The sequence below is a fragment of the Mesorhizobium sp. LNHC221B00 genome (genome assembly GCF_000502935.1).
Taxonomy (GTDB): domain Bacteria; phylum Pseudomonadota; class Alphaproteobacteria; order Rhizobiales; family Rhizobiaceae; genus Mesorhizobium; species Mesorhizobium opportunistum.
In genome coordinates this window covers 71,098-97,466 of the sequence record NZ_AYWR01000019.1, presented here as the reverse complement: position 1 = coordinate 97,466, position 26,369 = coordinate 71,098, and the positions used below count along the sequence as shown (strand labels likewise).

The following is a 26,369-nucleotide window of genomic DNA, read 5'->3' as shown; positions in this document are numbered from 1 at the left end:
CGGCGGTGCGACAGGTGCGCTCGGCTGCGGCGCTGCCGCCGGCCGTGCAAGAACCGCCGTGTCAGCCGAACCCGCGGCTGCCGGTGCGGCCGGCGCAGGTGCCGGCTGGCGAAATTCCGGCGTGAACCGGTTGCCGTCGTCGTTGCCTCGTTTACCAAACATGATCGACTACCGATCCCACTGCGTCACTTCTTGTTGCGCGACAGCTTGCCGAGCAGACTGCCCAGGCCAGCCTTCTTTTTCGTCTTGATCTCGCTGCGGCCGGTCAGCACATGAGCAATCTCGTTGATCGTGGCCACAACCGGGTTCTTGGCATCCATCTCGCCAAGCATACGCCCGTTGTTGGCGGCATTGCCGAACAGGACCGGATCAAAGCCGATGACCGACATCGGCGTCAGGCCGAGCGGCTCGGCGAAATCGGAAGGCGAAATCTCCGGCCGCTTGGGGATTCCGGCCTGGTTGATGATCAGCTTTGGCGGCGGGTCGTTGGGACGAAGCCGCTTCAACATGTCGACCAGGTTTTTGGTGTTGCGCAGGTTGGCCAACTCCGGCGTCGCCGTGATGACGATCTCGTCGGCCTTGACCAGCGTGTTCTTGGCCCACCCGGTCCAGACATGGGGTACGTCGAGCACCAGGAGCGGCACGCTGCGCTGCGCGGTATCGACAAGTTGCGCAAAGGCATCCGGATCGAAGTCGTAGACGCGTTCCAGTGTCGAAGGCGCCGCGAGCAGCGACAGGTGCTCGGCACACTGGGTCAGCAGCCGATCGAGATAGACTTCGTCGATGCGCTCGGGCGAAAACACCGCTTCTGCGATGCCTTGTGCCGGATCCTGGTCGAAATTGATGTTGGCCGTGCCGAAGGCGAGGTCGAGGTCGGCAACGACGACCTCGGATTTGAACAGGGAGGACATCGCCCAAGCTACATTGTGGGCGATCGTCGAGGAGCCGACGCCGCCCTTGGCGCCAATGAAGGCGACCGAGCGGCCGAGCGGTTCAGCCTCCGGATCGACGAAAATCGACGACACGACACTGACGATGTCGGCCATAGAGACCGGCGCGATGACATATTCGGAGATGCCGGAGCGGATGAGTTCACGATAGAGGCCGACATCATTGTAGTGGCCGATCACCACCACTTTCGAGGACGGATCGCAGTACTCCGAGAGTTGGGCGAGTTGCTCCAGCAGTTGCTTGGGTTCGCTGCGCGACTCGAGCAGGATCAGATTGGGCGTCGGCGCCGATTGATAGAACTCGATTGCGGTGGGAACGCCGCCCATGTGGACCTTGAGATGCGCCTTGGTCATACGGCGGTCTTCGCCGGCCCGCTCGACCGGATTGGCAACGCCCTCCGTCTCGCAGAATGCCTGGATCGAGATGCGCGGTATCGGCCGCAACGCCTGCATCGCGGCGATGTCCTGCGGCGAGGTATCGCCGCCGTCCACGGTGGCATCATAGGCGAGGTTGCTCATGGTCATGCTCTTTCCGTGGCCTGTTCTTTGCGTGGCCTGTTCTTGCGTGACTTCTCTTTCCCGAGGGCGGCTCAGTAGGTCACTTCCGAATTGCCGAGGAACTCATCCGAAATGCCCCTGCTGCGGTAGACATCGATCACCGCGCCACGATTTTCCGCATCGATGGTGGTCTGCTTGCGCGGTCCGAGCAGATCGGCCGGATTGGCCATCTGGGCGGCGAGATTGTTCTGATAGGAGCAGCCGAAGTCGGCGTAGTGCTTGTTCTCGGACGACTCGACCAGATCTTCGGGCCAGCGTCCGCATTTGTCGGTCTGGGCCCTCACCGCGATAAAGGAGACGCGAACCGGGGCCGATGCTTCGCTCGACCCAGCCTGATAGGAGACCACGGCGATCCGGTTGCGCTTGATGCCGCTGGCGACCGCGAGCCTGGCGAAATCACGGCCGGCCGCCCTTGCGGCAACCTCGTTGGCCGATCCGCTGGGAATCTGGATGGTCAACGCCGGAGCGGCACTCTTGTCATAGCCGTCGAGGAAACCCAGAAGCGTGTCGCGTTGCGAGCCGGTCATGCCGCGATCGCCGGCACCGACGGGCAGGTCGATCTTCTGGTTCTTCTCCGCGATGACGATGGGATGGTTGGTGCGATAGTCGTCCGGAATGGCGCCGACGGTGACACTGTCGCGCTGGGCGCAACCGGCGAGCAGAGCCGTCGCCGCCACGGCCAGGACCGGAAGCAGCCAGATCCGCGAACGGCCAGGGCGCATCGTGGCGATGCTTGTCTTCAACGCTGACTGAGACATGTCCGCTTCCCCATTCACTTGTAGATGTAGCCGACAACGCCGTGGTACCGGCCGTTGGGCTTGTCGGTCTGCATGGTGCCGTAGACGCGATTGACCTTGCCAAGGAACATGGCGGCGCCATCGCTGGCAGCGTTGAAATTGTCGTCCGGCTTGGCGAGATCGTTGCGCGCCACCGGCTTCACCAGATACGGCGTAATGATGATCACGAGCTCACTTTCGTTGCGCACGAAATCCCGGCTGCGGAAGAGCGTGCCGAGCACCGGGATCTTTGTCAGTCCAGGCAACCCATTGACGGCTTGCCTGACATCGTCGCGAACCAGGCCGGCGATCATCATGGAGCCGCCCGAGGGCAGTTCAACCGTCGTATCGGCAAGGCGCTTGCGTAGCGACAGGGCATTCATGCCGGCACTGGTCACGCCCTCGGACAGTGACGCGGATCCTTCGGTTGTCGGCTCGGAGACGGAGGTTCTGACTTTCAGGCTGATGCGTCCGGGCGACAAAACCACCGGCTGGAATTCCAGGCCGATGCCGTACTCGATCTTGTCGACCGAATAGGTCTTCAGACCGGTCTGGTTGTCGGTGGACACGTTCGCGGAGACGCCTGTCACCATATTGTATTCGCCGCCGACCTTGAAGGTCGCCTTCTCGCCGGATACGGCGGTCAAGGTTGGCTCGGCCAGGGTCTTCATGACCCCCGACTCCTCCATGGCGTTGATATAGGCCCGAAGTCCCGAGGCGCCGATATTGAAGCCCGAATTCGACAGTTGCTTGCCAAGGCCGGTGAAGTTGTCGCTGATCGCGCCGTAGCTGATGCCGTTGCTGCCACCGCTGCCGATCATGTTGACGCCGAGCTGCTTCATCACGGTGCGGCTGACTTCGGCGACCGTCACCTTCAGCGTCACCTGATCGTCACCGATGATCTGCAGGAGATTGACGATCTTGCTGGTGCGGCGCTCCTGGTCGGGGTTGTTGATATCGACACCGCTCTGGGCCGAGCCGCCGGCCGCGGTCTGCGAATATTGTCCTGTCGTTGCTTCACCGCCCGAAACGAAGATCGTCGCCAGATCAACCGCCCGTTTCGCGTCCAGAGGCGTATCGACCATTCCGGTCAGAACGACGTTGTCGTTCAGCAGTTCCACCTTGATATCCGAGGTCGGAATAAAGCGCTTGATGTAGTCTTCCAGGCCGGCGACGTCGCGTTCGACGGCCAGATCCAGGCTGGCGATCTGTTCGCCGTTCGGACCGAAGACGAAGATGTTGGTCTCGCCGACCGCCTTGCCGAACAGGTAGATACGCCTTGCGGTGCGGGTCACAGCATCGGCAACGGCCGGGTTGGCGACGAGAATGTCGTAGGCATCGCTCGGCAGGTCTATGACCACCGACTTGTTGAGGCCAAGCTTGACACGCTGGGAGGCCGTGGTGGCCGTCACCTGCGTACTCTTGGCCTCGACAACGCCCTGCACATTCGTCCCGACGAGCAGGAGGCCGAATGCCGCGGCCACGATCGCTGGCAGTTTACCGCTTAGCCTCATTTCCTTGCCCCTACTTCGGAAACTTCGCCCGACTTGATCAGTCTCACCGTTCCCTTGCGGCCATTGCCGGAAACGAGATAGTCGGCCTCGTCCACATTCTTTTCCTGAGTGTCCGTGATCGCCCGCAACGCCAGTGTCAGGCGATCCGCCATCTGCTGGGCGACGGTGATGATCTCCGCCTGCTTGGGTGTGAGCTCCAGCGTGGCGGTCTGGCCCACCCTGGTCTTCTTGCCTTCCTCGTCCTCCTGGATGGTCTGGTCGATTGCCAGGACGCGGATGTTCTTGAGGATGGTTTCGGTGTTGAAGCCGGTGCTGCCGCTGTTGGCATCCGCCCTGCGGGTCATGATGACGTCGACAAAATCATTGGGAAGGATGAAGCCGCCGGCCGACGTGTCGGCCGATATGGTCGTGGCGACCGCCCGCATCCCGGAAGGCAGGATCGACGACATGAAGCTTTGCCCCTCGCCGATCAGCTTGGAACGCCGCACAGGTTCGCCCGCGTACATTCCCACACGGGCTATCGACCCCTTCAGTTTCTCCAGCGCGTCGGGAGCCGTGGCCTTGGTGATGAAGTTCGGGTTGATGCCGTCGGCTGGCCAGGGCTGCCAGGCGATGTTGTTCTCGAGCTGGTTACCCATCGCGACATCGCCGGAAAGCACAAGCACGTCCTGCAGAGCCACCGCGGGAGCCTGGGGGCCGGAATCGACGACGATCTGGGCGGGTGGCGGGGCGACCATGTTCTTCGCGACGTAGCCAGCACCACCCGCCGCGGCCACCGCCACGCTTAAGATAATCAATCGGGATGCTGGCATCTGTCCGAACCCTCGCCCTTGGCAAACCACGTAGCCAAGGCGGACTTTGCAGCGGCAATCGTCAAAACAAGGTTAATGTAATGCTTACGATCGTGATTAATTTAAGGTTTACATAAATTAGACGGATCGGGCTGCGGCCCAGCAATGCTGCCGGCCGGCCTCACTTCAAGGCCAAGCCCAACGACACAAATCGGGAAAAGAAATTAGGATTGAACTCAGCTCGCCAGCCTTGCCAGCGCCCAGACCATCAAGGGCGAATCCGGATAGGTCAGCAGCCCACCCAGGCCGAGAGCGATCCCATAGGGAACACCGGCCGACTCTTCGGCGAAATGGCGCAGGAATGGATTGCGGCCGGTAATAACCGCTAGCGGCGACTTGCGATAAAGAACGATGGCGAGCGTCAGCAGGCCGCCGATAAACGTCGAGACAACAAGGTACTCGACGAGATGGACGTTGAGCCCCATCCATACGGCCGTAGCGGCCAGCAGCTTGGCATCGCCTCCGCCCATGCCACCCATCGCGAACAGGCCGAACGTCACGGCCAGGATCAGCGCGCCGGCGGCAAAATGCCAACCGTATGTTGCCCATTCCATGCCCGTCAGCGGCGCAACCAGTGCGAAGACGACAACGAGCAGCACCGACACGCGGTTGGCAATCGTCATCGACAGCATGTCGGAGATCGCCGCGAACAGCATGCAGAACGGAAAGACGACGAAGATCAGGGCTTCAAGCATCGGCGCTATGCCTATTGTGCGAATTCCACCGGGTTCAATCTAGGCATGTTCGATTAACGATTGATGAGACCGGAATGAAAGACGGCTGTGTTGGCTAGGATATAGAAAAAGGGCCGCCACGCGGCAGCCCCTTTCCAGTACGCAATCTGGATACCCAGCAATACAGCGGATCAGGCGCCGCTGGAATTCAGGGTGGTTCCGATCGTGGTGAACTTGGCGTTGATTGCATTGCCGAGCGCGCCGGCGCCAGTGATGATGGCGAGCGCGATGAGAGCGGCGATCAGACCATATTCGATAGCGGTCGCGCCGGATTCGTCCTTCACGAAACGTGCAAAAAGGTTAGACATTCGAGAGCTCCTACTCCACGTGTTACAGCACTTCCGTCAACTTCTGTGATGGTTGATCGGATGCTGCCAATCTAGGGAGAAGCTCTTTCGATCGGCTTAATAAACAGCCTTACCGATTCCTTTCCCGGCTCGAACATATTGCGTGGTTAACCCCATACTAAGCGATCGCTAAAATGCCATTTTCCGGGCCAATGCCGCAAAGGGCAAGGGCGGGGAACGCTCGCGACCGAGCTGAGATCCAGCCGTGCCGGACACCCCGTCGATCGCGACTTCCGATGCCGGGTAGGCGGACTTAACCGTTGGTTCACCAATCTCGTTCATGTTCTGTTGAACAAGTTGCTTGCGTGGAGCGCCCCGATGGCCGAGCCGAGATACTCAATCCTGATTGCCGCGCTTCTTGCAGCAACGTGCCTCGTCGTGCCTGCCAGGGCCGGCACCGGCATCGAGGTCACCATGAATCAGGCCAAGATCGTGAAGCTGTCGCGCCCCGCCGACACGATCGTCGTCGGCAACCCGTCAATCGCCGATGCCTCGGTCCAGGACGCCTCGACGATCGTGCTCACCGGCAAGGGTTTCGGCGTCACCAATCTCGTCGTTCTCGACCAGGAAGGCAGCCCGATCGTCGACGCGCAGGTTACAGTCGTGCGGCAGGCAGCCTCCTCGGTGCGCATTTACCGGCGCGCCGAAGTGCAGACCATGTCCTGCACGCCCTACTGTGAAAGCTCGTACAAGAGCGAGGCTGAAAAATCCTCCGAAGCAGAGATGGGCGGCGGCAGCAAATAGGCGGCGCCCGCCCGCTATCCGGGTTACGGCATGGTTAAAACGCGTGCGTCGACTTTAGCGATCATTCAAACCGGGCCTCAATTGGTTTGCGCTAATAACGCCTGTCAGAACCGTCCAAGGGTGGCAGGAAACAGGGCATGGGCAAGGAATTCGCATCGAAAGGTCAGCGCAAGGTGGAGCGCTCCAGCTTCTTCCGGCGCTTCTTCCACGACCGGCGCGGCAGCACGGCCCTGGAATTCGCGCTGCTGGCAATGCCGTTCGCCCTCCTCGTATTCGCTATCCTTGAAAGCTGCATCTCGTTTGCCGGCCAGGAAGTGATGGCCAACATCACCGACGATGTCGCGCGCCAGTTGCGCACGGGCCAGCTGAGGCCGGCCGATGTCGCGGGAGGCAAATTGACGACCCTGATCTGCGACAGGCTGGAGATCATCGTCTCCACGGATTGCCCCAATCAGTTGCTTGCGGATCTTCGCGAATATCCGACTTTCGCCGACGCGGCCTCGGCGAGCTTCAAGATCCAGAACGGCGATGTCGTGCTGATGCAGGGCACCAACTCACAGGCCTTCGCGACCACGCCTGGCCTCGCGGAATCGAGGAACATGCTGCGGGTCTTCTACAAATGGCCTGTGATGACCGATCTGATGGCCAAGTCGATGGCCAATCTGAGCGGTGGCAGGACATTGCACTTCGCGTCAGTGACCTGGCAGAACGAGCCGTTCGACAATTGAGTTCGCAAACACCACAAGAAAAAAGGCAAGGGCATGATGCGTGCGGGGGCACATCCGGAAATCGCAGGGATCCGCGGCAAGGCCGTCGGGTTCTTGTCCAATCGCCGTGGCGTCGCCGCGGTCGAGTTCGCTCTCATCCTGCCTATCCTGCTGGTCATGTACTTCATGACCATGGAGGCTTCGCAGGCCATCGAGACCAGCAAGAAGGTCAGCCGTATCGGCAGCATGGTCGCCGACCTGGTCACGCAGCAGCCGACCATCGTCGCGGCGGACCTCGATGCCATCATGAAGATCGGCACCTCGACCATTCAGCCCTATAACCGGTCGACGCCGAGCATTATCATCACGGCAATACAGGTCACCACCGATACGCCGCCCAAGGTGAACGTGGTGTGGTCGCGCAAGCTGGTCAATGGCGTCTCCAGCATCGCCACCACCCTGCCCGCGACCACCACGGTTCCGACAACGCTCAAGGTCGCCGGCACCTTCCTCATCCGCGTTCAGAGCAATCTCAGCTATTCGCCGATTATCAACTGGCAGCCGGACACCCAACAAAAGCTCGGATTGACCCAATCCCTCAGCACCACCATACCGATGGGCGAAACCTACTATCTGCGTCCCCGCAGAAGCCTGACGATCCCCTGCGGCGACTGCTGAGGCCTTACTGCTGCCCGCCATCGGTTGACACAAAGCGCACGATGGCTTCCGCCATCGCGTAATCCTTTGGGGCCACGGTCAAAAACCCACCGGAATGTTTCGATTCCAGGAGATCGTAGACATCCGGTGTCGTCGACTTGAGGTTGGTGAGGAACACGGTCAGCCGGCGCTTGGCTTCCGGGTCGAGATCGCTGCGTACGGCGTGCGGACCGTATCTGAGCACCCCCGACGTCCAGACGATCTGGAAAGCCGACGGCGAAAGACCGGCCGCTTCGAGCCTTGCCTGCGTGCCGCCCGATAGCAGCGGCTGGCCATCGGCCGCAGCCCTTACCCAGCCGAACAAGGCGTCGGCCGTGCCATCGAAGAGCATGGCCTCCGCCGCCGACGCCGTCACGGCATGGATCAGAAACGGTGAATCTTCGGCGATCTTGACGTGTTCGGCGGCCAACCCCGCCAGCGGCAACAGCGAGCCGCCAACGCTGTCCGATGGCGGCATGGCGATCCGGTGGGTCCCCATCGCCGCCAGGCCTGATAGCTTGCCGTCCCTGGTGAGCAGCACCGAACGGATGCCGGCCGCACCGTCGGAATCGACCGGAGCCACAAGCGGCTCGACGCATCCGCAACGCTGCAGCGCCGTGGCGTAGGCGGTCGCCGAATAGATGGCGTATTCGATCCGGGCGTTGGCCTGCGCCTCGATCAGGGCGGCATAATCGCGCGCGACGACGAACTCCACCTTCATGCCGAGCGCGTTGGTGAAGGCTTGCGTCAACTGCGCCAGCCCGGGAACGGTGTTGCCGGCGCCAGGCTCGGCGACGACGCCGATGCGGAATGTGCCGATATCGTCGCGCCAGTCGGCCTGCGCCGGCCCGCACCAGAACGCACCATGGACGAGCATAAGCGCAGCCAATGCCTTGGGCGTCGCCTTCATGACAAGACCGCCCTGGGTTCCAATCGATCCATGCCCATACCCGCCGCGTCGCCGTTTGGTTTCCGAATTGCCAATGCCACCGTGGGACCCTATGTCTGGTCGTTCACACTGGCAACAATGACCCGATGGCGCGTGCTTTCCTCTTTGTCCTGGATTCCTTCGGCATCGGCGGCGCGGCCGACGCCGAACGTTATGGCGATGCCGGCGCCAATACCCTCGCCCACATAGCCGAAGCCTGCGCGGAAGGGCGCGCGGACCGCGAGGGGCTTCGTCAAGGTCCGCTGTTTGTCCCCAACATGGCATCGCTCGGCCTTGGCAAGGCGGCCGAGACCGCGACGGGATTGGGCTTTGCCCATTTCCGGACGGATCTGCTCGCCAATGCCTTCCACGGCGCGGCGCAAGAGGTTTCGAGCGGCAAGGACACGCCTTCCGGCCACTGGGAGATGGCGGGGCTGCCGGTGCGCTTCGACTGGGGTTACTTCCCCGACACGGTTCCCGCGTTTCCGACGGAACTGACCGAGGCGATCATCCGCGAGGGCAAGGTTCCAGGCATTCTCGGCAATTGTCATGCGCCCGGCACCGAGATCATCGAACGGTTCGGCGAGGACCATATCCGCACCGGCAAGCCGATCTGCTACACGTCCGTCGATTCTGTCCTGCAGGTCGCCGCGCATGAGGTTCATTTCGGCCTGGAGCGGCTTTATGAATTCTGTCAGGTGGTGCGGCGGCTGGTTGATCCATTAAGGATCGGACGCGTGATCGCGCGGCCTTTCGTCGGCGAAACCGCCGCCACCTTCACGCGAACGTATAACCGCCACGACTACGCCGTGCCGCCGCCGGAACCGACCTTGCTCGACCGCCTGACGGCGCGGGGAAGCCGTGTCATCGCCGTCGGCAAGATCGGCGACATCTTCGCCCATCGCGGGATTTCGGAAGTGCGCAAGGCCGCCGGCAACATGGCCATGTTCGACAAGGCGTTGGGCGCGATGGACGACGCCGGCGCCGGCGATCTCGTTTTCGCCAATTTCGTCGACTTCGACACAGAATTCGGCCATCGCCGCGATGTGGCGGGCTATGCCGCCGCGCTCGAGGCCTTCGACCGGCGGCTGCCGGAGGCATTCTCCAGGCTGAGGCAGGGCGACCTGCTCATCCTGACGGCCGATCACGGCAACGATCCGACCTGGCGCGGAACCGATCATACGCGTGAGCGTATCCCGATAATCGGCATCGGGCCGGGCCTCGGGGGTGGCGACATCGGGCTGCGTGCGACATTCGCCGATATCGGCGAGACCGTGGCCGAACATCTCGATCTGGCGCACGGCGGTCACGGCACTTCTTTCTATCCAGCGATTGGCGGCCCAGTGATTGGCGGCCATGCCTGAATTGCCCGAAGTCGAAACGGTCCGGCGCGGGTTGCAGCCGGTTATGGAAGGTGCCCGCCTTGTCCGTGTCGAGACGCGACGACCGGATTTGCGGTTTCCCTTTCCCGAACGGTTTTCGGAGCGGCTGACCGGCAGGACAATCACCGCGCTCGGCCGCCGCGCCAAATATCTGATCATGCACGTGCAGAACGGTCCGGTGCTGATCTGCCATCTCGGCATGTCGGGCTCCTTTCGCATCGAGGCCGATGACGACAACGAGGCCGACGACAACGGGACTCTGGGCGCGTTCCATCACGAACGGTCGAAGAGCGCGGCGCACGACCATGTCGTGTTCCATGTCGCCTCCGCGGCCGGTGCCCGGTCGCGCGTGATCTTCAACGATCCGCGCCGCTTCGGCTTCATGCTGTTTGCGGAAGGATCGCCGGAGACGCATCCGATGCTGGCCGGGCTGGGCGTCGAGCCCACGGGCAACGCGCTTGACGGCGTGCTGCTCGCCTCGTTGCTGAAGGGCCGCAGATCGCCTCTGAAGGCAGCGCTTCTCGACCAGAGGCTGATCGCGGGGCTTGGCAATATTTATGTGTCGGAAGCATTGTGGCGCGCCGGCCTGTCGCCGCTGCGCGAAACAGGCACCATCGCCAGACCGGGCAAGAAGGCCAGGGAACAGAGCGAACGCCTCGCCGAGGCGATCCGCTCGGTCATATCGGATGCCATCGCCGCTGGCGGATCTTCGCTGCGCGACTATATGCACGCGGACGGATCGCTGGGCTACTTCCAGCATTCCTTCGCCGTCTACGACCGGGAGGGTGAGCCTTGCGCGAAACCCGGCTGCGGCGGCCACGTCGAACGCGTCGTCCAGAGCGGACGCTCGACCTTCTATTGCCGGACGTGTCAGAGCTGAGTTAGACCGGATCAAGCGAGGAGCGCAGCCATGGCCTATGAAACGATCATCACCGAGACGCGCGGCAAGGTCGGGCTGATCACGCTGAACCGGCCAAAGGCGCTCAACGCGCTGAATTCCCAGATCCTCGCCGAACTCGTCGTGGCGGTGAGCGCTTTCGGCGCCGATCCCGGCATCGGCGCCATGGTCGTTACCGGTTCCGACAAGGCCTTTGCCGCCGGTGCCGACATCAAGGAGATGCAGGCCATCTCCTATGTGGACGCCTACAGCCAGGACTTCTTCGCCGGCTGGGAGGAGTTCACGCGTGTCAGAAAACCTGTCATCGCGGCGGTGGCCGGCTATGCCCTGGGAGGCGGGTGCGAACTGGCAATGATGTGCGATTTCATCATCGCCGCCGATACGGCCAAATTCGGCCAGCCCGAAATCACGCTTGGCGTCATTCCCGGCATGGGCGGGTCGCAACGCCTGACCCGGTTCGTCGGCAAATCGAAGGCCATGGACATGTGCCTGACCGGACGAATGATGGACGCCGCGGAAGCCGAGCGCTCCGGCCTGGTATCGCGGGTGGTGCCTGCCGGCGAGCTTGTCGAGGAGGCCCTCAAGGCGGCGGCCAAGATCGCCGATTTCTCCTTGCCGTCCGTGATGATGGCGAAGGAAGCCGTCAACCGCGCCTACGAGACGACATTGGCGGAGGGATTGCGGTTCGAACGCCGCCTGTTCCACTCGCTTTTCGCGCTCGATGACCAGAAGGAAGGCATGGCGGCCTTCGCCGAAAAGCGGAAGCCGAATTTCACCAACCGGTAGAGCGTCGCCGGCCGCGACCGAAACCCACGGCATCGGCCAAAAAGAACGCCAGGCAGCGTTGACGCGCCGGAAAAGCTGAACTATAAGCCGCACCAACCGAGGCGGCCCCGTGGCTGCCCGTTTGTTTTTGCGCCCTGCGGCATGCCGCGTGCGCCGACCAGATCAGAAGAGAGGCATCATGGCCAACACATCCTCGGCCAAAAAGGCAACGCGCAAGATCGCCCGCCGTGCGGAGATCAACAAGAACCGCCGCTCGCGCGTCCGCACCTACGTCCGCCAGGTCGAGGAGGCACTCGCCTCCGGCGACAAGGCCGCCGCGCAGGCCGCTTTCAAGGCCGCCGAGCCTGAATTGATGCGTGCCGCGACCAAGGGCATCATCCACAAGAACACCGCGTCGCGCAAAGTGTCGCGTCTGGCTCAGCGCCTCAAGGTGCTGTCGGCCTGACATCGCCTTCCAAGGCTGATCTTCTTCGAACCCGGCCGATCGCGCCGGGTTTTTTCGTTTGCCGGCAAGTACTTAAAAAGAATGCCCGCAAGCAGCGTCAAGAACGGATTGCACGGTTCAAAGTGTTTTGCCGGCACATGCATGCCCGTTGAAGGTCGACATGCTTGAAAGGCGTCGCCTAAAAAATTCTCACCCCTCAGAAATAGCCCTTATTTTTCAACCAGTTAGTGATGGTCATCCACAACTTGTCCACAGCGCGTCGGGGCGACGGGAGGACAACTGGCTGTCAAGAGAATTATTTCAGAAAATTTCGCGCCGGCCCGGCTTTTTCATATTCGCCGGAAAAGGGTTTGAATCACAATGGCTTTGTCAAAATATACCACTACGCCATAGAGCACCAACCTGCCGGTGCTAACCAGATTCCTTAAAAATCCGTTAGAGGTGGCCTTGCCCTATCCACAGCGATTTCGGTAGTGTCGGTTCATCAAAAAGGGACGGGCCATTGGCCCTTAACCCAGCCCGAATCGGCCAGCGCAAATTGGCGGGATTTGCAACGCGGATCAAGTCCGCGAACGGGTTTGGTTTGTCTTTTTTTGATACGGTAGGGGACTGGCGTAACAAGACATGGCAGGTAGACGGCGCGCCGGCGCTCTTTTCGCCGGGTGGTGTTGTATTGCCCTGACATACCCAACGCGGACTGGCTTCCAAGGGCCGGCACCGGTTCCCCGGGTAATGGGCGACGTTCATCTGCCGGCGGCGGCAGCGGGCATCGTAGCAAAGACTTAGGTCGCCGGATCACGGATGCAGGAGGCGCATTCCCGGCGGAAAACAGGTACAAAAAGACAAGGAACTCGATCATGCAGAGCGGCGTCGAAAGGGAGCTTACGGGCGACCTTCCATTTCCTGGAACTTTGATTGGAGCAAACGGCATGGCGGTCTCCAGCGACGCGGAACAGAAGTTCGATCGGGTCAAGGCCCAGTTGAAGGCGCGTCTGGGAGCCGAGGTCTATTCGAGCTGGTTCGGCCGCATGAAGGTCGCGGAGGCCTCCAAGGGCATTGTCCGCATCTCGGTGCCCACCGCGTTCCTGCGCTCCTGGATCAACGGCCATTATCTCGACCTGATCTCCGAACTGTGGAAGCAGGAAGATGCCGATCTCCTCAAGATCGAAATCATCGTGCGCACAGCCACCCGCCAGGGGCGCAGCCATGCCGAGCCGGAACTGGCGCCAGTGCGCAAGATGACGCGGCAGACGCAGACGGCGCTGGCCGCCGGCACCGTGAGCCCTGGCCGGATCGAGCGATCCCCGGTGCCGCGCCCCGGCGCCGCGATCGAGAGCGAATTCCGCCACAATGTGCTGGGATCGCCGCTTGACCCGCGCTACACGTTCGGCTCGTTCATCGAGGGGCCGTCGAACCGGGTGGCCTTCGCCGCCGCCAAGGCCGTGGCGGAATCGCAATCGAGCGCGGTGCGCTTCAATCCGCTTTTCCTGCACGCGACCGTCGGGCTCGGCAAAACCCATCTGCTGCAAGCAATCGCCGCGGAATCCCTGAAGCAGAACCCCAAATCACGCGTCGTCTATTTGACAGCCGAGTATTTCATGTGGCGCTTTGCCACCGCGATCCGTGACAACAATGCACTGACGCTCAAGGAACAGTTGCGCGACATCGATCTCTTGATCATCGACGACATGCAGTTCCTGCAGGGCAAGTCGATCCAGCACGAATTCTGCCATCTGATCAACATGCTGCTCGACAGCGCCAAGCAAGTGGTCGTTGCCGCCGACCGGCCACCGTCGGAACTGGAATCGCTCGAACCGCGAGTACGCTCGCGTCTCAACGGCGGCGTCGCGCTCGAAATGTCGGCGCCCGATTTCGCCATGCGCCTCGGCATGCTCAAACTGCGCCTGGCCACCGCCAGGGTCGACGACGCATCGCTCGACATCTCGGAGGAAATCCTCAACCACGTCGCCCGCACCGTGACCGGCAGCGGCCGCGAACTGGAAGGCGCCTTCAATCAGCTGCTGTTCCGTCAGTCGTTCGAGCCGCAGATCACCATCGACCGCATCGACGAGATCCTCGGCCACATCTATCGCACCGGCGAACCGAAGCGGGTCCGGATCGAGGACATCCAGCGCATCGTGGCACGCCACTACAACGTGTCGAAGACGGAATTGCTGTCCAACCGGCGCACGCGCACCATCGTCAAGCCGCGGCAGGTCGCCATGTACCTGTCAAAGGTGATGACGCCGCGTTCGCTGCCCGAAATCGGACGGCGTTTCGGCGGCCGCGACCACACCACGGTGCTGCACGCCGTGCGCAAGATCGAGGATCTGTCCGGCAACGACAATACGCTGGCGCAGGAACTCGAGCTGCTGCGGCGCCTGATCAACGACCAGGCCTGACCGATCCGGGACAGGCAAGCCAGAACCGCGCTGGAATTCAATGACTTGCTTGCAATGCCATGGGCCCGGAACGGGCTCGCGGCATTGCCTGGAGACGATCCGGATTCCCGATTCTGCCCAGCGGCTGGCGGTCTTCGTACCCTTTATCCCCAGAAAGGCCGCACGGCCGGCCTGAACCGGTCGCGCGGGCTTGCGTTTGCTGGCTTTTTCCTGTCAGTTTACGCAGATTCTGAGCCTGTTCAGACCTTTCGCGGGGCGCCGCCAGCCGGAGACCCGCTCATCCTTTCAAGCGAGCCTGTTTCGTCATGCGTGTTATCCTGGAACGATCCAATCTCCTGAAGTCGCTCAACCACGTCCACCGCGTGGTCGAACGGCGCAACACCATACCGATCCTGTCCAACGTGCTGCTCAGCGCCGAAGGCGCAAGCCTCGAAATGAAGGCCACCGACCTTGACCTGGAGGTGACGGAAGCGACGCCGGCCAAGGTCGAGCGCGGTGGGGCGACGACGGTTCCGGCGCATCTGCTCTACGATATCGTGCGCAAGCTTTCCGACGGCGCCGAGGTGATGCTGAAGACGGATGAGGACGGCAACGCCATGACGGTGACGTCCGGCCGCTCGAGCTTCCGCCTGCAGTGCCTGCCGCAATCCGATTTTCCCGAGCTATCGGCCGGATCCTTCTCGCATATCTTCCGCCTCGATTCGGTTGCCCTGAAGGGTCTGATCGAGAAGACGCAGTTCGCCATTTCCACCGAAGAGACGCGCTACTATCTCAACGGCATCTACCTGCACACGCACGAGGTCGGCGGCAAGCTGAAGCTGCGCTCGGTGGCAACCGACGGCCACCGCCTCGCGCGCGCCGAGATCGACGCGCCGGCTGGCTCCGAGGGCATGCCGGGCATCATCATTCCGCGCAAGACGGTGAGCGAGCTGCAGAAGCTGGTCGACGACCCGGATGTCGCCGTGACCACCGAACTGTCGGACACCAAGATCCGCTTCACCATCGGCAGCGTCGTCCTGACCTCGAAGCTGATCGACGGCACCTTCCCGGATTATCAGCGGGTCATTCCGACCGGCAACGACAAGAAGCTGATCCTCGACCGCCAGAGCTTTGCCGCCGCGGTCGACCGCGTCTCGACCATTTCCTCCGAACGCGGCCGCGCGGTGAAGCTTTCGATCAGCGAAGGCCAGGTGACGCTCGCGGTCAACAACCCGGATTCAGGCAGTGCCACGGAAGAACTGGCGGCGGACTACTCGTCGGATCCGATCGAGATCGGCTTCAATGCCAAGTATCTGCTCGATGTCGCCGCGCAGCTGACCGGCACGGAAGCGAAATTCATGCTGGCCGATGCCGGTTCGCCGACGTTGATCCACGACATGGCCGACGAGACCGCGCTTTACGTGCTGATGCCGATGCGGGTATAGCCCGCGCTGCGGCTGCCTCGCGGCACGGCCGGCAACGAAAGCTATGTTGCGGCGACTTCTATAGGCGGATAGCGGTTGCCAGGACAAACCCATATAAGTAAGCTAACACTTACTAATTTCCGCAATTATGCGGCGCTGGCGATCGATCTCGCGCCAGGCGCTGTGGTCTTTTCCGGCGACAACGGTGCCGGCAAGACCAATCTCCTCGAAGCAATTTCCTTTCTGACGCCCGGGCGCGGCCTGCGACGCGCTCCCTACGCCGATGTCGCGCGCGCGGGTGGCGACGGCGGCTTTGCACTGCACGCAAGGCTCGACGGGCCCGACGGCCAGGTCGAGATCGGCACCGGCATTTCCGGAGGTGACAGCGAGGGCGGCAGGCGGGTGCGTATCAACGGCGCCACCGCGCGGTCGGCCGAGGACATGCTGGAATGGCTGCGCGTCGTGTGGCTGACGCCGGCCATGGATGCATTGTTCACCGGGCCGGCCGCGGATCGCCGGCGCTTTCTCGACAGATTGGTGCTGGCGATCGATCCCGGTCATGGCCAGCGCGCCCTCGATTACGAGAAGGCGATGCGCGGCCGTAACCGCCTGCTTACCGAAAGTTCGCGGGACGACCGCTGGTTCGAGGCGATCGAGATCCAGATGGCCGAGACCGGGGTCGCCATCGCTGCGGCACGCGCCGAGCTGGTGCGCCTGTTGGCCGCCATGATCGACAGGCTGCCCGACAGCGGGCCGTTCCCGCAGGCCGATATCGGCCTTGCAGGCGATCTGGAAGCCGAGATCGCCGGCACGCCGGCGGTCGATGTCGAGGAGCGGTTCCGGCGGGCGCTTGCCGATGGCCGTGACCGCGACCGCGCCGCCGGGCGCACGCTCGAGGGCCCGCACCGTTCGGATCTCCTGGTCCGGCATCGCCCCAAGGCGATGCCGGCCGAGCTCTGCTCGACCGGCGAGCAAAAGGCATTGCTGGTCGGCATCGTGCTGTCGCATGCGCGGCTGACCGGTGAGATGTCCGGGATGACGCCGATCCTGCTGCTCGACGAGATCGCAGCACACCTCGACGGCGGACGGCGCGCGGCGCTGTTTTCGATCCTGGAGGAGTTGAACTGCCAGGCTTTCATGACGGGAACCGATGCGGCGCTGTTTTCCAGCCTGCAGGGCCGCGCGCAGTTCCTGACGGTCGACCACGGCATGGTTGGGCCAACCGTCTAGATTTTTGTTGCATGGATGTCGTCAAGATTTTCCGGCCGCTATATGGTCCTGATATGACCAATGCGCTCACCGCCGACGAGATCGAACGCTATGCCCGCCACATCGTACTGCCGGAGGTCGGCGGCGCCGGCCAGCAGAAGCTGAAGCAAGCGCGTGTGCTGGTGATCGGCGCCGGCGGGCTAGGCGCGCCGGTGCTTGAATATCTCGCGGCAGCCGGCGTCGGTACGCTCGGCATCGTTGACGACGACACCGTCTCGCTGTCCAACCTGCAGCGACAGGTCATTCACGGCACCGATACGGTCGGCCTGCTGAAAACCCATAGCGCCGAGGCCGCAATCGCCCGCATCAATCCTAACACCGCTGTCGAGACGCACACATTCCGGCTGACCGCGGACAACGCCCCCGCCCTGGTCGCTCGCTATGACATGGTCGTCGACGGTTCCGACAATTTCGAAACCCGTTACGTGGTGGCCGATGCCTGCGCGAGCGAGCGCAAGCCCCTGGTGCATGCCGCCGTCGGTCGTTTCGACGGCTCGGTGACGGTGCTGAAGCCTTTCGAGGACGGCAAGGACGGCAAGCCGAACCCCGGCTATCGCGACCTGTTCCCGGAAGCCCCGCCGCCGGGCCTGGTGCCGTCCTGCGCCGAGGCCGGAGTGCTTGGCGCGCTGACCGGCGTCGTCGGCACGTTGCAGGCAATGGAGGCGATCAAGCTGATCACCGGCATCGGCGAGCCGCTCGTTGGCCGGCTGCTGCTCTACGATGCGCTCGCCGCGCGCTTCGAAACGATCCGCTACAAGAGAAATTGACCTTGGCGCGGACCGCGGCGCCCTCGATTACCCGAATCCCGGCCGACTTCGATCGCTGGGATGACGTGCTCGCACTCATCATGCGCGCCTTCACCTTCATGGACGGCGTCATCGACCCGCCGTCATCGGCTCACCGGCTCACAGTCGTTTCCCTGCGCGACAAGGCCCGCCTGGAGACCGGCTTCGTGGCTCTCGACGGCGACAGGATCGTCGGCTGCGTCTTTGCCATCGAAAGGACTGACGACTTCTACGTCGGCAAGCTCGCCGTCGAGCCGGACTGCCAAGGACAAGGCATCGGCCGGCAGCTGATGCGGGCGGTCGAAATTCTTGCGCTCGACCGCGGCAAGACGGCGCTGGAGCTTCAGACGCGGATCGAGCTCACCGCCAATCACGCTGCCTTTGCCCGCCTCGGCTTTCACGAGACCGAACGGACGGCGCATGAGGGCTACAGCAGGCCGACCTCGCTCACCATGCGAAAGAGTGTTTCATGAGCGTGCACATCCGTCCGGCACAAAGGAACGATGCGTTACACGTCGCCGCGATCGTGGATATTGCCGGACATGGCATCGATCTCGAGAGCTGGATGAACAGCAGCGGGGACGACCATGCGGTCCTTGAAGCGGCCCGGCGCGCGGCATCCGCAGACGCCGGTTCGCCCTATCATTTTTCCAAGGCGCATCTTGTCGAAGTCGATGGCACCATCGCCGGCGGCTTGGTCGGAGAGATGCTTTCGCACAATCAAGATCATGCCATCGAGGTGTCACCGGCGCTGATGCCGCTCGTTACGCTGGAAACCAGGCTCGCCGGCTACTGGTCAGTCCTTGCGGTTGCCGTCTATTCCGAGTTCCGTGGCAGAGGACTTGCCACCGGCTTACTTTCGCGAGCGGGCGAACTGGCTGGCGTTGCTGGGGCAAAAGGCCTGTGCCTGGTCGTCGAGGACACAAACCTGCCGGCCATTTCCGTCTACGAAAGGCTGGGGTTTGCCGTTGCCGACAGACTTCCCTGGGTTGCCTATGGCGGCAGGAGCGGGCCGCGCGAATGGCTGATGATGAAACGCGACTTGACTACGTCCTGAGCGGCAGCACGCGATCCGGCGGTCTATGGCCGTCGACGAATGCCCGGATGTTGATGATGACCTTCTCTCCCATATCGATACGGCCCTCCAGCGTCGCCGAACCCATATGCGGCAACAGCACGACCTTGTTCCTGGCGGCAAGCTTGAGCAGCTTGCCATTGAGCGCCGGCTCGTGCTCGTAGACGTCGAGGCCGGCGCCGGCGATCTTGCCGTCCTGGATCAGCTTGACCAGCGCTTCCTCATCGATGATGTCGCCGCGCGCGGTGTTGACGATATAGGCCGTCGGCTGCAGCAAGGCCAGCCGCCGCGCCGACAGGAGATGGAAGGTGGCTGGCGTCGACGGGCAATTGACCGAGATGATGTCCATACGGGCCAGCATCTGGTCGAGGCTCTCCCAATAGGTCGCCTCCAGCCCGTCCTCGACCGCCGGCAGCACGCGATGGCGGTTGTGATAGTGGATGGAAAGGCCGAAAGCCTTGGCCCGCCTCGCTACGGCCGTGCCGATGCGGCCCATGCCGACAATGCCCAGCCGCTTGCCCCAGATGCGCCGGCCAAGCATCCAGGTTGGCGACCAGCCGGCCCATTTCTTGTCGCCGGTCAGCACGTTGGCGCCTTCCGCCAGCCGGCGCGGCACCGCCAGCATCAGCGCCATGGTCATGTCGGCGGTATCTTCGGTGAGCACGTTGGGCGTGTTGGTGACCGTGATGCCCTTCTTGGCCGCCGCCGCCACGTCGATCTTGTCGACGCCGTTGCCGAAATTGGCGATCAGTTTGAGGTTGTCGCCAGCCTGGGCGATCAGTGCGGCGTCGATCTGGTCGGTCACGGTCGGCACCAGAACGTCGGCTTCCTTGACCGCGGCAACCAGTTCCGGCTGCGTCATCGGCCGGTCCTCGACATTCAGCCTCGCGTCGAACAGTTCGCGCATACGGGTCTCGACCGGGTCGGGCAGCTTTCGCGTGATGACCACGAGAGGCTTCTTTTTGCCTGGCATTGTTTCCCTCGTTGAGACCTCTTTAACCAAGACCGGCGAAACTGAAAGCCGGTCGCGGTAGCCGATTTACCCATGTAACAAGCGGTGCCGCCGAAGACAAAGAAAAAGGGGCGCAGCAGCCATCAGGCCGGCGCCGAAAGGAACGAAAGTGTCTGGTTTCGCGTCGCTTCGCCTGGTCCTCAGCGCAGCATTTCTCGGCACTCTCCTCTATTCTCCGCTCGCGGCGGCGCAGGGCGCGGCCGCACCCGCCCAGGGCGCCGTCACCCTCGGGCCGAGCGGCCTTCCGCTGCCGCGATTCGTCAGCCTGAAATCCGGCCGCGTCAACTCGCGCGTCGGCCCGGGGGCCAATTACTCGGTCGACTGGATGTATATGAAGGCCGGCCTGCCGATGGAGATCATCCAGGAGTTCGATACGTGGCGGCGCGTGCGTGATGCCGACGGTTCGGAAGGATGGATCAACCAGTCGCTGCTTTCTGGCCGGCGCACCGCGATCATTGCGCCCTGGCAGCGCGGAAAGGGTGCCCAGATCAACCTTCTGAACAGCCCGGACAAGGACGCCAGGGTGATAGCGATCGTCGAGCCGGGCGTCATGGGTACGATCAAGTCCTGCGACGGCCAATGGTGCGAAATGACGCTTGGCGGCCACACCGGCTGGCTCGCCCAGTCGGCGGTGTGGGGCGCCTATCCCGGCGAGCGGGTCAAGGACTGAACGCCCCCGGTTTGCGCCCGATGCGGCCGAGATGGGTATCCTGAAAGCCGGTCGACAGCTTGAGGCCGTAGCCTAAGGCACGGTCGATTGCGATGTGGGCGATCCAGATCAGCGCGACCGCGATGGCGGCCGCATTGCCCAGCAGGTGGCCGGCGAGCAGCAGAAGCACCGGTGCGATCAGCATATGCAAGGCGTTGTAGGCTATCGCGCCAAGGCGCGGCCCGCCGAGGTAGCCGAGCATCGACAGATCCGGCGCCAGGATAAGCACGGCAAAGAGCCACCAGGAAATGCCCGACAAAGCGTAGAAGACAATAGCGGCCACCGCCACGACGGCCCATTCGAGCCGGATTATCAGGTCGAGGGGTTTCATCCCGATTGTCCGGCCAAGCGGATTATTCTGGCTTCGCCGACTGTTCTGGGCCGGCCGGTGATTCCCGGCGCTTGGGACGCAGCCTCACCACGATATCGACATTGGCGATTTCCATGCCCTCGGGCGGGTCAGGCAGGTTGGTGACCGTCACCGGGCCGTTGGCGATGTCGAAAATCCGGTTTTCGCCCTCGATGTAGAAATGGTGGTGGTCGGAAGTGTTGGTGTCGAAATAGGTTTTCGCGCCCTCGACGGCGAGGATGCGCAGCAGCCCCGCCTGGGTGAACTGGTGAAGCGCGTTGTAGACGGTGGCCAGCGATACCGGCACGCCGGCGGCCAGCGCCTCCTCATGCAGTTCCTCGGCCGACAAATGGCGGTCGCCCTTGGCGAAGAGCAGGTCGGCCAGCGCGATGCGCTGACGCGTCGGCCTCAGGCCGGCTTCACGTACCCGCCTGTCCACAGCGACATTTTCCTTCCGGCAGCCCCGGTCCATCTGGTCTTCCAAGCTCACAGTCCCGCTTCAAGACACGCCCAGAATGGCAAAAAAATGAATGTCTGCCGAAACCGGACCCCTGTTGACATATATTCTGTCGCCGGAATGCGATCAATAGCGCGCATTGACCCGGGCAGACTGGCGGGTTAAGCGCAAACGCCGGTTTCCGGCCTGAAACAGATTGTGTTAGGACACCGACGACAAGGGCGCGTTACCGCCCGGACGAATGGGGATGAGATTGATGGCGGGTAAATCCAGCTACGACTACGACGAATTGCTGGCCTGCGCCCGCGGCGAGCTGTTCGGAGAGGGCAATGCCCAGCTGCCCTACCCGCCCATGCTGATGTTCGACCGCATCACCGAGATCAGTGAAACGGGCGGTGCTTTCGACAAGGGTTTCATCCGCGCGGAATTCGACATCAAGCCAGATCTTTGGTTCTTCGCCTGTCACTTCATCGGCAATCCGATCATGCCAGGATGCCTCGGCCTCGACGCCCTGTGGCAGTTGACCGGCTTCTACCTCGGCTGGCTCGGTGAACCCGGCAAGGGAATGGCGCTGTCGACCGGTGAGGTCAAGTTCAAGGGCATGGTCACCCCATCGGTGAAGAAGGTCGAATATGGCGTTGATTTCAAGCGCGTGATGCGCGGCCGGCTGGTCCTGGGCATCGCCGATGGCTGGATGAAGGCGGATGGCGAGCCCATATATGCGGCGACGGACCTGAAAGTCGGTCTGTCCAAGCAGTCGGCGGTCGCTTGACCGCAGCCCTGGCCGATCCACTGGCCAGCATCCCTGGAAGGAGTTGCGAATGAGACGTGTCGTAGTCACAGGCATCGGCATCGTGTCGTCGATCGGAAACAATGCCAACGAGGTGCAGACCTCGCTGCATGACGCCAGATCCGGCATCAGCTTCTCCGATTCCTTCGCCGAGCACGGCTTCCGCTGCCAGGTCTGGGGAGCGCCGACGCTCGACCCGTCCGCCATGATCGATCGCCGCGCGATGCGCTTCCTGTCGCAGGGCGCGGCCTGGAACCACGTCGCCATGGACCAGGCGATCGCGGATGCGGGCCTCGGCGAGGACGACGTCACCAATGAACGCACCGGCATTGTCATGGGCTCGGGCGGGCCTTCCACCCGCACCATCGTGGAGGCGGCCGAAACCACGCTCAAGAACGGCAGTCCCAAGCGCATCGGCCCGTTCGCGGTGCCGAAAGCGATGTCGTCGACCGCGTCGGCCACCTTGGCCACATGGTTCAAGATCCACGGCGTCAACTATTCGATCTCGTCGGCCTGCTCGACCTCGGCGCATTGCATTGGCAATGGCTACGAACTGATCCAGTGGGGCAAGCAGGACATGGTCTTTGCCGGCGGCCATGAGGATCTCGACTGGACGATGTCGGACCTGTTCGACGCCATGGGCGCCATGTCGTCCAAGTTCAACGACAAGGCATCGACCGCTTCGCGCGCTTATGACGTCAATCGCGACGGCTTCGTCATTGCCGGCGGTGCCGGCGTGCTGGTGCTGGAAGAGTTGGAGCACGCCAAGGCGCGCGGCGCCAAGATCTACGCCGAAATCGTCGGCTACGGCGCGACCTCCGACGGTTACGACATGGTCGCGCCGTCAGGCGAAGGCGCCGTCCGCTGCATGCGCCAGGCGCTGTCGACGGTTTCCACGCCGGTCGATTACATCAACACCCACGGCACCTCGACGCCGGTGGGCGATTCCAAGGAAATGGGCGCGATCCGCGAAGTGTTCGGCGAGAAGATGCCGTTCATCACCTCGACGAAATCGCTGACCGGCCATTCGCTGGGCGCGGCCGGTGTGCAGGAATCCATCTATTCGATCCTAATGATGCAAGGCGGCTTCATCGGCGAGAGCGCCCATATCGAGACGCTCGATCCTGAATTCGAGGGTATGCCGATCGTGCGAAAGCGCATCGACAATGCCAAGATCGACACCGTTCTGTCGAATTCCTTCGGTTTCGGTGGAACCAACGCGACGCTCGTTTTCCAGCGCTATTCCGCATAGGGCCATTGTCTTTGTACAAGGCCAGCAATTTTAAATAAGGATTTGGCGGCCATGAACGGACTGATGAAGGGCAAGCGCGGGCTTGTCATGGGCGTCGCCAACGATCATTCGATCGCCTGGGGCATTGCCAAGAAGCTGTCCGAGCATGGTGCGGAACTCGCCTTCACCTACCAGGGCGAGGCCTTCGGCCGCCGGGTCAAGCCGCTTGCCGACAAGCTCGGCGCCGCACTTGTCGTTCCCTGCGATGTCGAGGACAGTGCTTCGGTCGCCGCCACGTTCGAGATACTTAACAAGGAATGGGGCGGGCTCGACTTCGTCGTCCATGCCATCGGCTTTTCCGACAAGAATGAGCTTAAGGGTCTCTACGCGGACACCAGCCGCGACAACTTCGTCCGCACCATGGTGATCTCCTGCTATTCCTTTACCGAGATCGCCCGCCATGCGGCCGCGTTGATGAACGATGGCGGGTCGATGATCACGCTGACCTATGCCGGCTCGGTCCGCGTCATGCCGAACTATAATGTCATGGGTGTCGCCAAAGCGGGACTCGAGGCCAGCGTGCGCTACCTCGCCAATGATTACGGCCCGCGCGGCATCCGGGTGAACGGCATCTCGGCGGGACCGGTCCGCACGCTCGCCGGCGCCGGTATTTCGGACGCCCGCCACATGTTCTCCTACCAGCAGCGCAACTCGCCGCTGCGTCGCACGGTAACCATCGACGAGGTCGGCGGCTCGGCGCTATATTTGTTGTCGGACCTCTCCTCGGGCGTCACCGGCGAAATCCACTATGTCGATTCAGGCTACCACATCGTCTCAATGCCGACGCTCGACGAGTTGAAGCAGACGGATGGCACGCGCGACTGAAGCGTCGCCTTGCCTTGAGCCGAAGTGCCTTCAGTAAAAAAGATGCTCTCCAGTAAAATTGGACGCATTCGCGGCAACTCATTTTAAGAAGGTTTCCGCTATAGAGTCCCGCAGTCTGGGGATTTTTAATGCCTGCCGTCAGCGATCCAAAGCGAACACCAGTCTTCCGACTGCTCACGATAGCAAGTTCGGGTATTGGCAGTTTCGTCCTTGGCATCTGGGGTCTCAAGTACGGCCTCGGCGGTGGGTTTGCCGGCATATCGGCGGACATGATGGTCGCGATCATGGCTGCGCTTTGCGCGCTGGCGGCGTCGGTGGCGGCAATGTCCTTCTTCGCCGGCGTCGATGAATCGGCGGATTTCGTCTTCAACGAAACCCATTTCGACAAGCTGACAGGGCTGCTGGGGCGCCCGGCGATGGTCGGCAAGATCGCCGAGGCGGCCTGCACGACAAGCCGGACCGGCGAACCGGTGTTCCTGATCGACATCGACATCGACCGCTTCAAGCAGATCAACGACGCGATCGGCTATACCCAGGGCGACGAGCTGATCCGCGCCTTCACCAAGCGGCTGCAGAGCTGCGTGCCCGCACGCTCCCTGATCGGGCGCATCGGCGCCGGCGAGTTCGCGGTGCTGCTGCCCGACCATCAGATCCCGGGAACGATGGAAAGCATGGTCGAGAGGCTCCTCGACGAGATGATGGAGCCCTATGAACTCAGCAGCCATCAGCAATCGGTGAGCCTGTCGGTGGGTATCGTGGCCATGCCCAAGGATGGCGTCGATCCGGTGCTTATCCTGCGCCGCTCCAACCTGGCGCTGCAGAATGCGCGCGCCGGCGGCGTCGGCAACTGGTCGGTCTTCGACAGCGAGATGGGGCGTGTCGCCGATTATCGCCAATGGGTCGAATCCGAGTTGCACACTGCTTTCGAACGCGGGGATTTCGACCTTCACTATCAGCCGCAGCTCGACCTGCCGACCGGCCGCATCGTCGGCTATGAAGCCCTGATCCGCTGGAACCACCCCGAACGCGGCATGATCCCGCCCATGGAGTTCATCCAGATCGCCGAGGAAACCGGGATGATCAATCCGATCGGCGAATGGGTTCTGCGCAAAGCCTGCAGCGACGCCCGCCATCTACCGGACGACTGCTTCGTCGCCGTCAACATCTCGCCGGTCCAGTTCATGACCAAGGACTTCGTCGGTGTCGTTCGCGACACGATGCGGGCCACAGGTATCAAGCCGTCACGGCTGGAACTGGAAGTCACCGAGACGGCGATGATGCAGGATCGCGACCGTGCAGCCGCCATCCTGAAAGAGCTTGCCGAAATGGGCATCTCGGTCGCCGTCGATGATTTCGGCACCGGCTATTCGAACCTCAGCTATCTCATCGACTTCTCGTTCGGCAAGCTCAAGATCGACCGTTCCTTCGTCAGCCGCATCGACACCGATTCCAGCTCGGGCGCGGTCGTCTCGACTATTGTCGGGCTCTCGCGTGCACTCGGCGTCAGCATCATCGCCGAAGGCGTCGAGACCGAGAGCCAGGCGACGCTGCTGCGGGCGGCTGGCTGCGAAGTCGTGCAAGGCTATTTGTTCGGCCGGCCGGCTCCGCTCAAGTTCAGCATGGGTGACGCGCACGCCACCGATGAAGTCCGGCGCGTCGCCAGTCTGCATTGAACGCAACCTCGCA

Annotated in this window: 28 protein-coding genes and 1 pseudogene; 18 read left to right on the top strand and 11 right to left on the bottom strand. The window is 62.5% G+C overall.

The genetic code is table 11. The features are described from left to right. The 7 genes and pseudogenes from X741_RS1000000171140 to X741_RS144480 form a co-directional block, all read right to left on the bottom strand. Window positions 1–162, bottom strand: a pseudogene (locus tag X741_RS1000000171140) (CpaF family protein); the annotation flags it as partial. A 23-nt stretch (window positions 163–185) separates the two neighbouring features. Further along, entirely contained in the window at window positions 186–1,475 is a 1,290-nt protein-coding gene (locus X741_RS144455; RefSeq protein WP_032923236.1) for a CpaE family protein, read from the bottom strand. Window positions 1,476–1,540: 65 nt separating this feature from the next. After that, window positions 1,541–2,266 (bottom strand): CpaD family pilus assembly protein, encoded by a 726-nt coding sequence (locus tag X741_RS144460; protein WP_031250323.1) that lies wholly within the window; start codon window positions 2,264–2,266, stop codon window positions 1,541–1,543. Window positions 2,267–2,280: 14 nt separating this feature from the next. After that, on the bottom strand, window positions 2,281–3,798 hold the full coding sequence (locus tag X741_RS144465; RefSeq protein ID WP_023766947.1) for a type II and III secretion system protein family protein: 1,518 nt from the start codon (window positions 3,796–3,798) through the stop codon (window positions 2,281–2,283). Next, window positions 3,795–4,610: a Flp pilus assembly protein CpaB gene (gene cpaB, locus X741_RS144470; RefSeq protein ID WP_031250322.1), complete on the bottom strand. Its 816-nt coding sequence runs from the start codon at window positions 4,608–4,610 to the stop codon at window positions 3,795–3,797. The genes X741_RS144465 and cpaB overlap by 4 nt, the downstream gene beginning before the upstream one ends. 215 nt (window positions 4,611–4,825) lie before the next feature. Beyond that, window positions 4,826–5,344, bottom strand: coding sequence for a prepilin peptidase (locus X741_RS144475; RefSeq protein WP_023766949.1), 519 nt, complete (start codon window positions 5,342–5,344; stop codon window positions 4,826–4,828). Between the two features lie 170 nt (window positions 5,345–5,514). Then, entirely contained in the window at window positions 5,515–5,691 is a 177-nt protein-coding gene (locus X741_RS144480; protein ID WP_013897312.1) for a Flp family type IVb pilin, read from the bottom strand. A 357-nt stretch (window positions 5,692–6,048) separates the two neighbouring features. Here X741_RS144480 and X741_RS144485 point away from each other — a divergent pair, with 357 nt between their 5' ends. The 3 genes from X741_RS144485 to X741_RS144495 all read left to right on the top strand — a co-directional run bounded on the left by X741_RS144485 (window position 6,049) and on the right by X741_RS144495 (window position 7,859). Continuing rightward, window positions 6,049–6,474: a pilus assembly protein N-terminal domain-containing protein gene (locus X741_RS144485; protein ID WP_023766951.1), complete on the top strand. Its 426-nt coding sequence runs from the start codon at window positions 6,049–6,051 to the stop codon at window positions 6,472–6,474. Window positions 6,475–6,611: 137 nt separating this feature from the next. Next, window positions 6,612–7,202, top strand: a complete 591-nt coding sequence (locus X741_RS144490; protein ID WP_023766952.1) for a TadE/TadG family type IV pilus assembly protein — start codon at window positions 6,612–6,614, stop codon at window positions 7,200–7,202. 33 nt (window positions 7,203–7,235) lie between these two features. Further along, entirely contained in the window at window positions 7,236–7,859 is a 624-nt protein-coding gene (locus tag X741_RS144495) for a TadE/TadG family type IV pilus assembly protein (RefSeq protein ID WP_023779466.1), read from the top strand. A 4-nt stretch (window positions 7,860–7,863) separates the two neighbouring features. Here X741_RS144495 and X741_RS144500 read toward each other — a convergent pair whose 3' ends face one another. Further along, a complete protein-coding gene (locus tag X741_RS144500; RefSeq protein ID WP_023779465.1) occupies window positions 7,864–8,787 on the bottom strand; it encodes a phosphate/phosphite/phosphonate ABC transporter substrate-binding protein in 924 nt (307 codons plus the stop codon). A 125-nt stretch (window positions 8,788–8,912) separates the two neighbouring features. On the opposite strand from X741_RS144500, the gene X741_RS144505 reads away from it, so the two are divergent. The 10 genes from X741_RS144505 to X741_RS1000000167650 all read left to right on the top strand — a co-directional run bounded on the left by X741_RS144505 (window position 8,913) and on the right by X741_RS1000000167650 (window position 19,232). Further along, window positions 8,913–10,169: a phosphopentomutase gene (locus X741_RS144505; protein ID WP_023779464.1), complete on the top strand. Its 1,257-nt coding sequence runs from the start codon at window positions 8,913–8,915 to the stop codon at window positions 10,167–10,169. Further along, window positions 10,162–11,067 carry a bifunctional DNA-formamidopyrimidine glycosylase/DNA-(apurinic or apyrimidinic site) lyase gene (mutM, locus tag X741_RS144510; protein ID WP_031250321.1) on the top strand — a complete coding sequence of 302 codons (906 nt, stop codon included), beginning with the start codon at window positions 10,162–10,164 and terminating at the stop codon, window positions 11,065–11,067. The genes X741_RS144505 and mutM overlap by 8 nt, the downstream gene beginning before the upstream one ends. A 30-nt stretch (window positions 11,068–11,097) precedes the next feature. Further along, complete coding sequence (locus X741_RS144515; protein ID WP_023779462.1) at window positions 11,098–11,871, top strand: enoyl-CoA hydratase; 774 nt, start codon at window positions 11,098–11,100, stop codon at window positions 11,869–11,871. Between the two features lie 178 nt (window positions 11,872–12,049). After that, window positions 12,050–12,316 carry a 30S ribosomal protein S20 gene (gene rpsT / locus X741_RS144520; RefSeq protein WP_013897320.1) on the top strand — a complete coding sequence of 89 codons (267 nt, stop codon included), beginning with the start codon at window positions 12,050–12,052 and terminating at the stop codon, window positions 12,314–12,316. An 857-nt stretch (window positions 12,317–13,173) separates the two neighbouring features. After that, a complete protein-coding gene (gene dnaA, locus X741_RS144525) occupies window positions 13,174–14,718 on the top strand; it encodes a chromosomal replication initiator protein DnaA (RefSeq protein ID WP_013891250.1) in 1,545 nt (514 codons plus the stop codon). 305 nt (window positions 14,719–15,023) lie between these two features. Then, the gene (gene dnaN, locus X741_RS144530; RefSeq protein WP_010913340.1) at window positions 15,024–16,142 is read left to right on the top strand and encodes a DNA polymerase III subunit beta; all 1,119 of its coding nucleotides are present in this window, start codon (window positions 15,024–15,026) and stop codon (window positions 16,140–16,142) included. 75 nt (window positions 16,143–16,217) lie between these two features. After that, on the top strand, window positions 16,218–17,351 hold the full coding sequence (gene recF / locus X741_RS144535) for a DNA replication/repair protein RecF (RefSeq protein WP_031250320.1): 1,134 nt from the start codon (window positions 16,218–16,220) through the stop codon (window positions 17,349–17,351). Between the two features lie 53 nt (window positions 17,352–17,404). After that, the gene (locus tag X741_RS144540) at window positions 17,405–18,157 is read left to right on the top strand and encodes a molybdopterin-synthase adenylyltransferase MoeB (protein ID WP_031250319.1); all 753 of its coding nucleotides are present in this window, start codon (window positions 17,405–17,407) and stop codon (window positions 18,155–18,157) included. 2 nt (window positions 18,158–18,159) lie between these two features. Next, window positions 18,160–18,648: a GNAT family N-acetyltransferase gene (locus tag X741_RS144545; RefSeq protein ID WP_031250318.1), complete on the top strand. Its 489-nt coding sequence runs from the start codon at window positions 18,160–18,162 to the stop codon at window positions 18,646–18,648. Continuing rightward, the gene (locus tag X741_RS1000000167650; protein ID WP_023779458.1) at window positions 18,645–19,232 is read left to right on the top strand and encodes a GNAT family N-acetyltransferase; all 588 of its coding nucleotides are present in this window, start codon (window positions 18,645–18,647) and stop codon (window positions 19,230–19,232) included. Before X741_RS144545 ends, X741_RS1000000167650 begins: the two co-directional genes overlap by 4 nt. Here X741_RS1000000167650 and X741_RS144550 read toward each other — a convergent pair. Further along, complete coding sequence (locus X741_RS144550) at window positions 19,222–20,223, bottom strand: D-glycerate dehydrogenase (protein WP_023766963.1); 1,002 nt, start codon at window positions 20,221–20,223, stop codon at window positions 19,222–19,224. The genes X741_RS1000000167650 and X741_RS144550 overlap by 11 nt on opposite strands. Window positions 20,224–20,371: 148 nt before the next feature. Here X741_RS144550 and X741_RS144555 point away from each other — a divergent pair, with 148 nt between their 5' ends. Continuing rightward, complete coding sequence (locus tag X741_RS144555) at window positions 20,372–20,932, top strand: SH3 domain-containing protein (protein ID WP_023779457.1); 561 nt, start codon at window positions 20,372–20,374, stop codon at window positions 20,930–20,932. On the opposite strand, the gene X741_RS144560 is transcribed toward X741_RS144555, so the two are convergent. Together X741_RS144560 and irrA are read right to left on the bottom strand one after the other, a co-directional pair. Beyond that, entirely contained in the window at window positions 20,922–21,302 is a 381-nt protein-coding gene (locus tag X741_RS144560; RefSeq protein ID WP_023779456.1) for a DUF4260 domain-containing protein, read from the bottom strand. The genes X741_RS144555 and X741_RS144560 overlap by 11 nt on opposite strands. 22 nt (window positions 21,303–21,324) lie before the next feature. Beyond that, window positions 21,325–21,792, bottom strand: coding sequence for an iron response transcriptional regulator IrrA (gene irrA / locus X741_RS144565; RefSeq protein WP_032928142.1), 468 nt, complete (start codon window positions 21,790–21,792; stop codon window positions 21,325–21,327). Between the two features lie 241 nt (window positions 21,793–22,033). On the opposite strand from irrA, the gene fabA reads away from it, so the two are divergent. The 4 genes from fabA to X741_RS144585 all read left to right on the top strand — a co-directional run bounded on the left by fabA (window position 22,034) and on the right by X741_RS144585 (window position 26,356). After that, complete coding sequence (fabA, locus tag X741_RS144570; protein ID WP_023766967.1) at window positions 22,034–22,549, top strand: 3-hydroxyacyl-[acyl-carrier-protein] dehydratase FabA; 516 nt, start codon at window positions 22,034–22,036, stop codon at window positions 22,547–22,549. Window positions 22,550–22,598: 49 nt separating this feature from the next. Continuing rightward, complete coding sequence (gene fabB / locus X741_RS144575) at window positions 22,599–23,819, top strand: beta-ketoacyl-ACP synthase I (RefSeq protein WP_023766968.1); 1,221 nt, start codon at window positions 22,599–22,601, stop codon at window positions 23,817–23,819. 51 nt (window positions 23,820–23,870) lie between these two features. Continuing rightward, on the top strand, window positions 23,871–24,683 hold the full coding sequence (gene fabI / locus X741_RS144580; protein WP_023779454.1) for an enoyl-ACP reductase FabI: 813 nt from the start codon (window positions 23,871–23,873) through the stop codon (window positions 24,681–24,683). Window positions 24,684–24,811: 128 nt separating this feature from the next. After that, window positions 24,812–26,356, top strand: a complete 1,545-nt coding sequence (locus tag X741_RS144585) for a bifunctional diguanylate cyclase/phosphodiesterase (protein WP_023779453.1) — start codon at window positions 24,812–24,814, stop codon at window positions 26,354–26,356. Window positions 26,357–26,369: the final 13 nt, after the last annotated feature.

Bases quoted from the DNA above. Each gene is read 5' to 3' on its own strand.
- X741_RS144455 (WP_032923236.1), bottom strand. From the start codon at position 1,475: ATGACCATGAGCAACCTCGCCTATGATGCCACCGTGGACGGCGGCGAT.
- X741_RS144460 (WP_031250323.1), bottom strand. From the start codon at position 2,266: ATGTCTCAGTCAGCGTTGAAGACAAGCATCGCCACGATGCGCCCTGGC.
- X741_RS144465 (WP_023766947.1), bottom strand. From the start codon at position 3,798: ATGAGGCTAAGCGGTAAACTGCCAGCGATCGTGGCCGCGGCATTCGGC.
- cpaB (WP_031250322.1), bottom strand. From the start codon at position 4,610: ATGCCAGCATCCCGATTGATTATCTTAAGCGTGGCGGTGGCCGCGGCG.
- X741_RS144475 (WP_023766949.1), bottom strand. From the start codon at position 5,344: ATGCTTGAAGCCCTGATCTTCGTCGTCTTTCCGTTCTGCATGCTGTTC.
- X741_RS144480 (WP_013897312.1), bottom strand. From the start codon at position 5,691: ATGTCTAACCTTTTTGCACGTTTCGTGAAGGACGAATCCGGCGCGACC.
- X741_RS144485 (WP_023766951.1), top strand. From the start codon at position 6,049: ATGGCCGAGCCGAGATACTCAATCCTGATTGCCGCGCTTCTTGCAGCA.
- X741_RS144490 (WP_023766952.1), top strand. From the start codon at position 6,612: ATGGGCAAGGAATTCGCATCGAAAGGTCAGCGCAAGGTGGAGCGCTCC.
- X741_RS144495 (WP_023779466.1), top strand. From the start codon at position 7,236: ATGATGCGTGCGGGGGCACATCCGGAAATCGCAGGGATCCGCGGCAAG.
- X741_RS144500 (WP_023779465.1), bottom strand. From the start codon at position 8,787: ATGAAGGCGACGCCCAAGGCATTGGCTGCGCTTATGCTCGTCCATGGT.
- X741_RS144505 (WP_023779464.1), top strand. From the start codon at position 8,913: ATGGCGCGTGCTTTCCTCTTTGTCCTGGATTCCTTCGGCATCGGCGGC.
- mutM (WP_031250321.1), top strand. From the start codon at position 10,162: ATGCCTGAATTGCCCGAAGTCGAAACGGTCCGGCGCGGGTTGCAGCCG.
- X741_RS144515 (WP_023779462.1), top strand. From the start codon at position 11,098: ATGGCCTATGAAACGATCATCACCGAGACGCGCGGCAAGGTCGGGCTG.
- rpsT (WP_013897320.1), top strand. From the start codon at position 12,050: ATGGCCAACACATCCTCGGCCAAAAAGGCAACGCGCAAGATCGCCCGC.
- dnaA (WP_013891250.1), top strand. From the start codon at position 13,174: ATGCAGAGCGGCGTCGAAAGGGAGCTTACGGGCGACCTTCCATTTCCT.
- dnaN (WP_010913340.1), top strand. From the start codon at position 15,024: ATGCGTGTTATCCTGGAACGATCCAATCTCCTGAAGTCGCTCAACCAC.
- X741_RS144540 (WP_031250319.1), top strand. From the start codon at position 17,405: ATGACCAATGCGCTCACCGCCGACGAGATCGAACGCTATGCCCGCCAC.
- X741_RS1000000167650 (WP_023779458.1), top strand. From the start codon at position 18,645: ATGAGCGTGCACATCCGTCCGGCACAAAGGAACGATGCGTTACACGTC.
- X741_RS144550 (WP_023766963.1), bottom strand. From the start codon at position 20,223: ATGCCAGGCAAAAAGAAGCCTCTCGTGGTCATCACGCGAAAGCTGCCC.
- X741_RS144560 (WP_023779456.1), bottom strand. From the start codon at position 21,302: ATGAAACCCCTCGACCTGATAATCCGGCTCGAATGGGCCGTCGTGGCG.
- irrA (WP_032928142.1), bottom strand. From the start codon at position 21,792: ATGGACCGGGGCTGCCGGAAGGAAAATGTCGCTGTGGACAGGCGGGTA.
- fabA (WP_023766967.1), top strand. From the start codon at position 22,034: ATGGCGGGTAAATCCAGCTACGACTACGACGAATTGCTGGCCTGCGCC.
- fabB (WP_023766968.1), top strand. From the start codon at position 22,599: ATGAGACGTGTCGTAGTCACAGGCATCGGCATCGTGTCGTCGATCGGA.
- fabI (WP_023779454.1), top strand. From the start codon at position 23,871: ATGAACGGACTGATGAAGGGCAAGCGCGGGCTTGTCATGGGCGTCGCC.
- X741_RS144585 (WP_023779453.1), top strand. From the start codon at position 24,812: ATGCCTGCCGTCAGCGATCCAAAGCGAACACCAGTCTTCCGACTGCTC.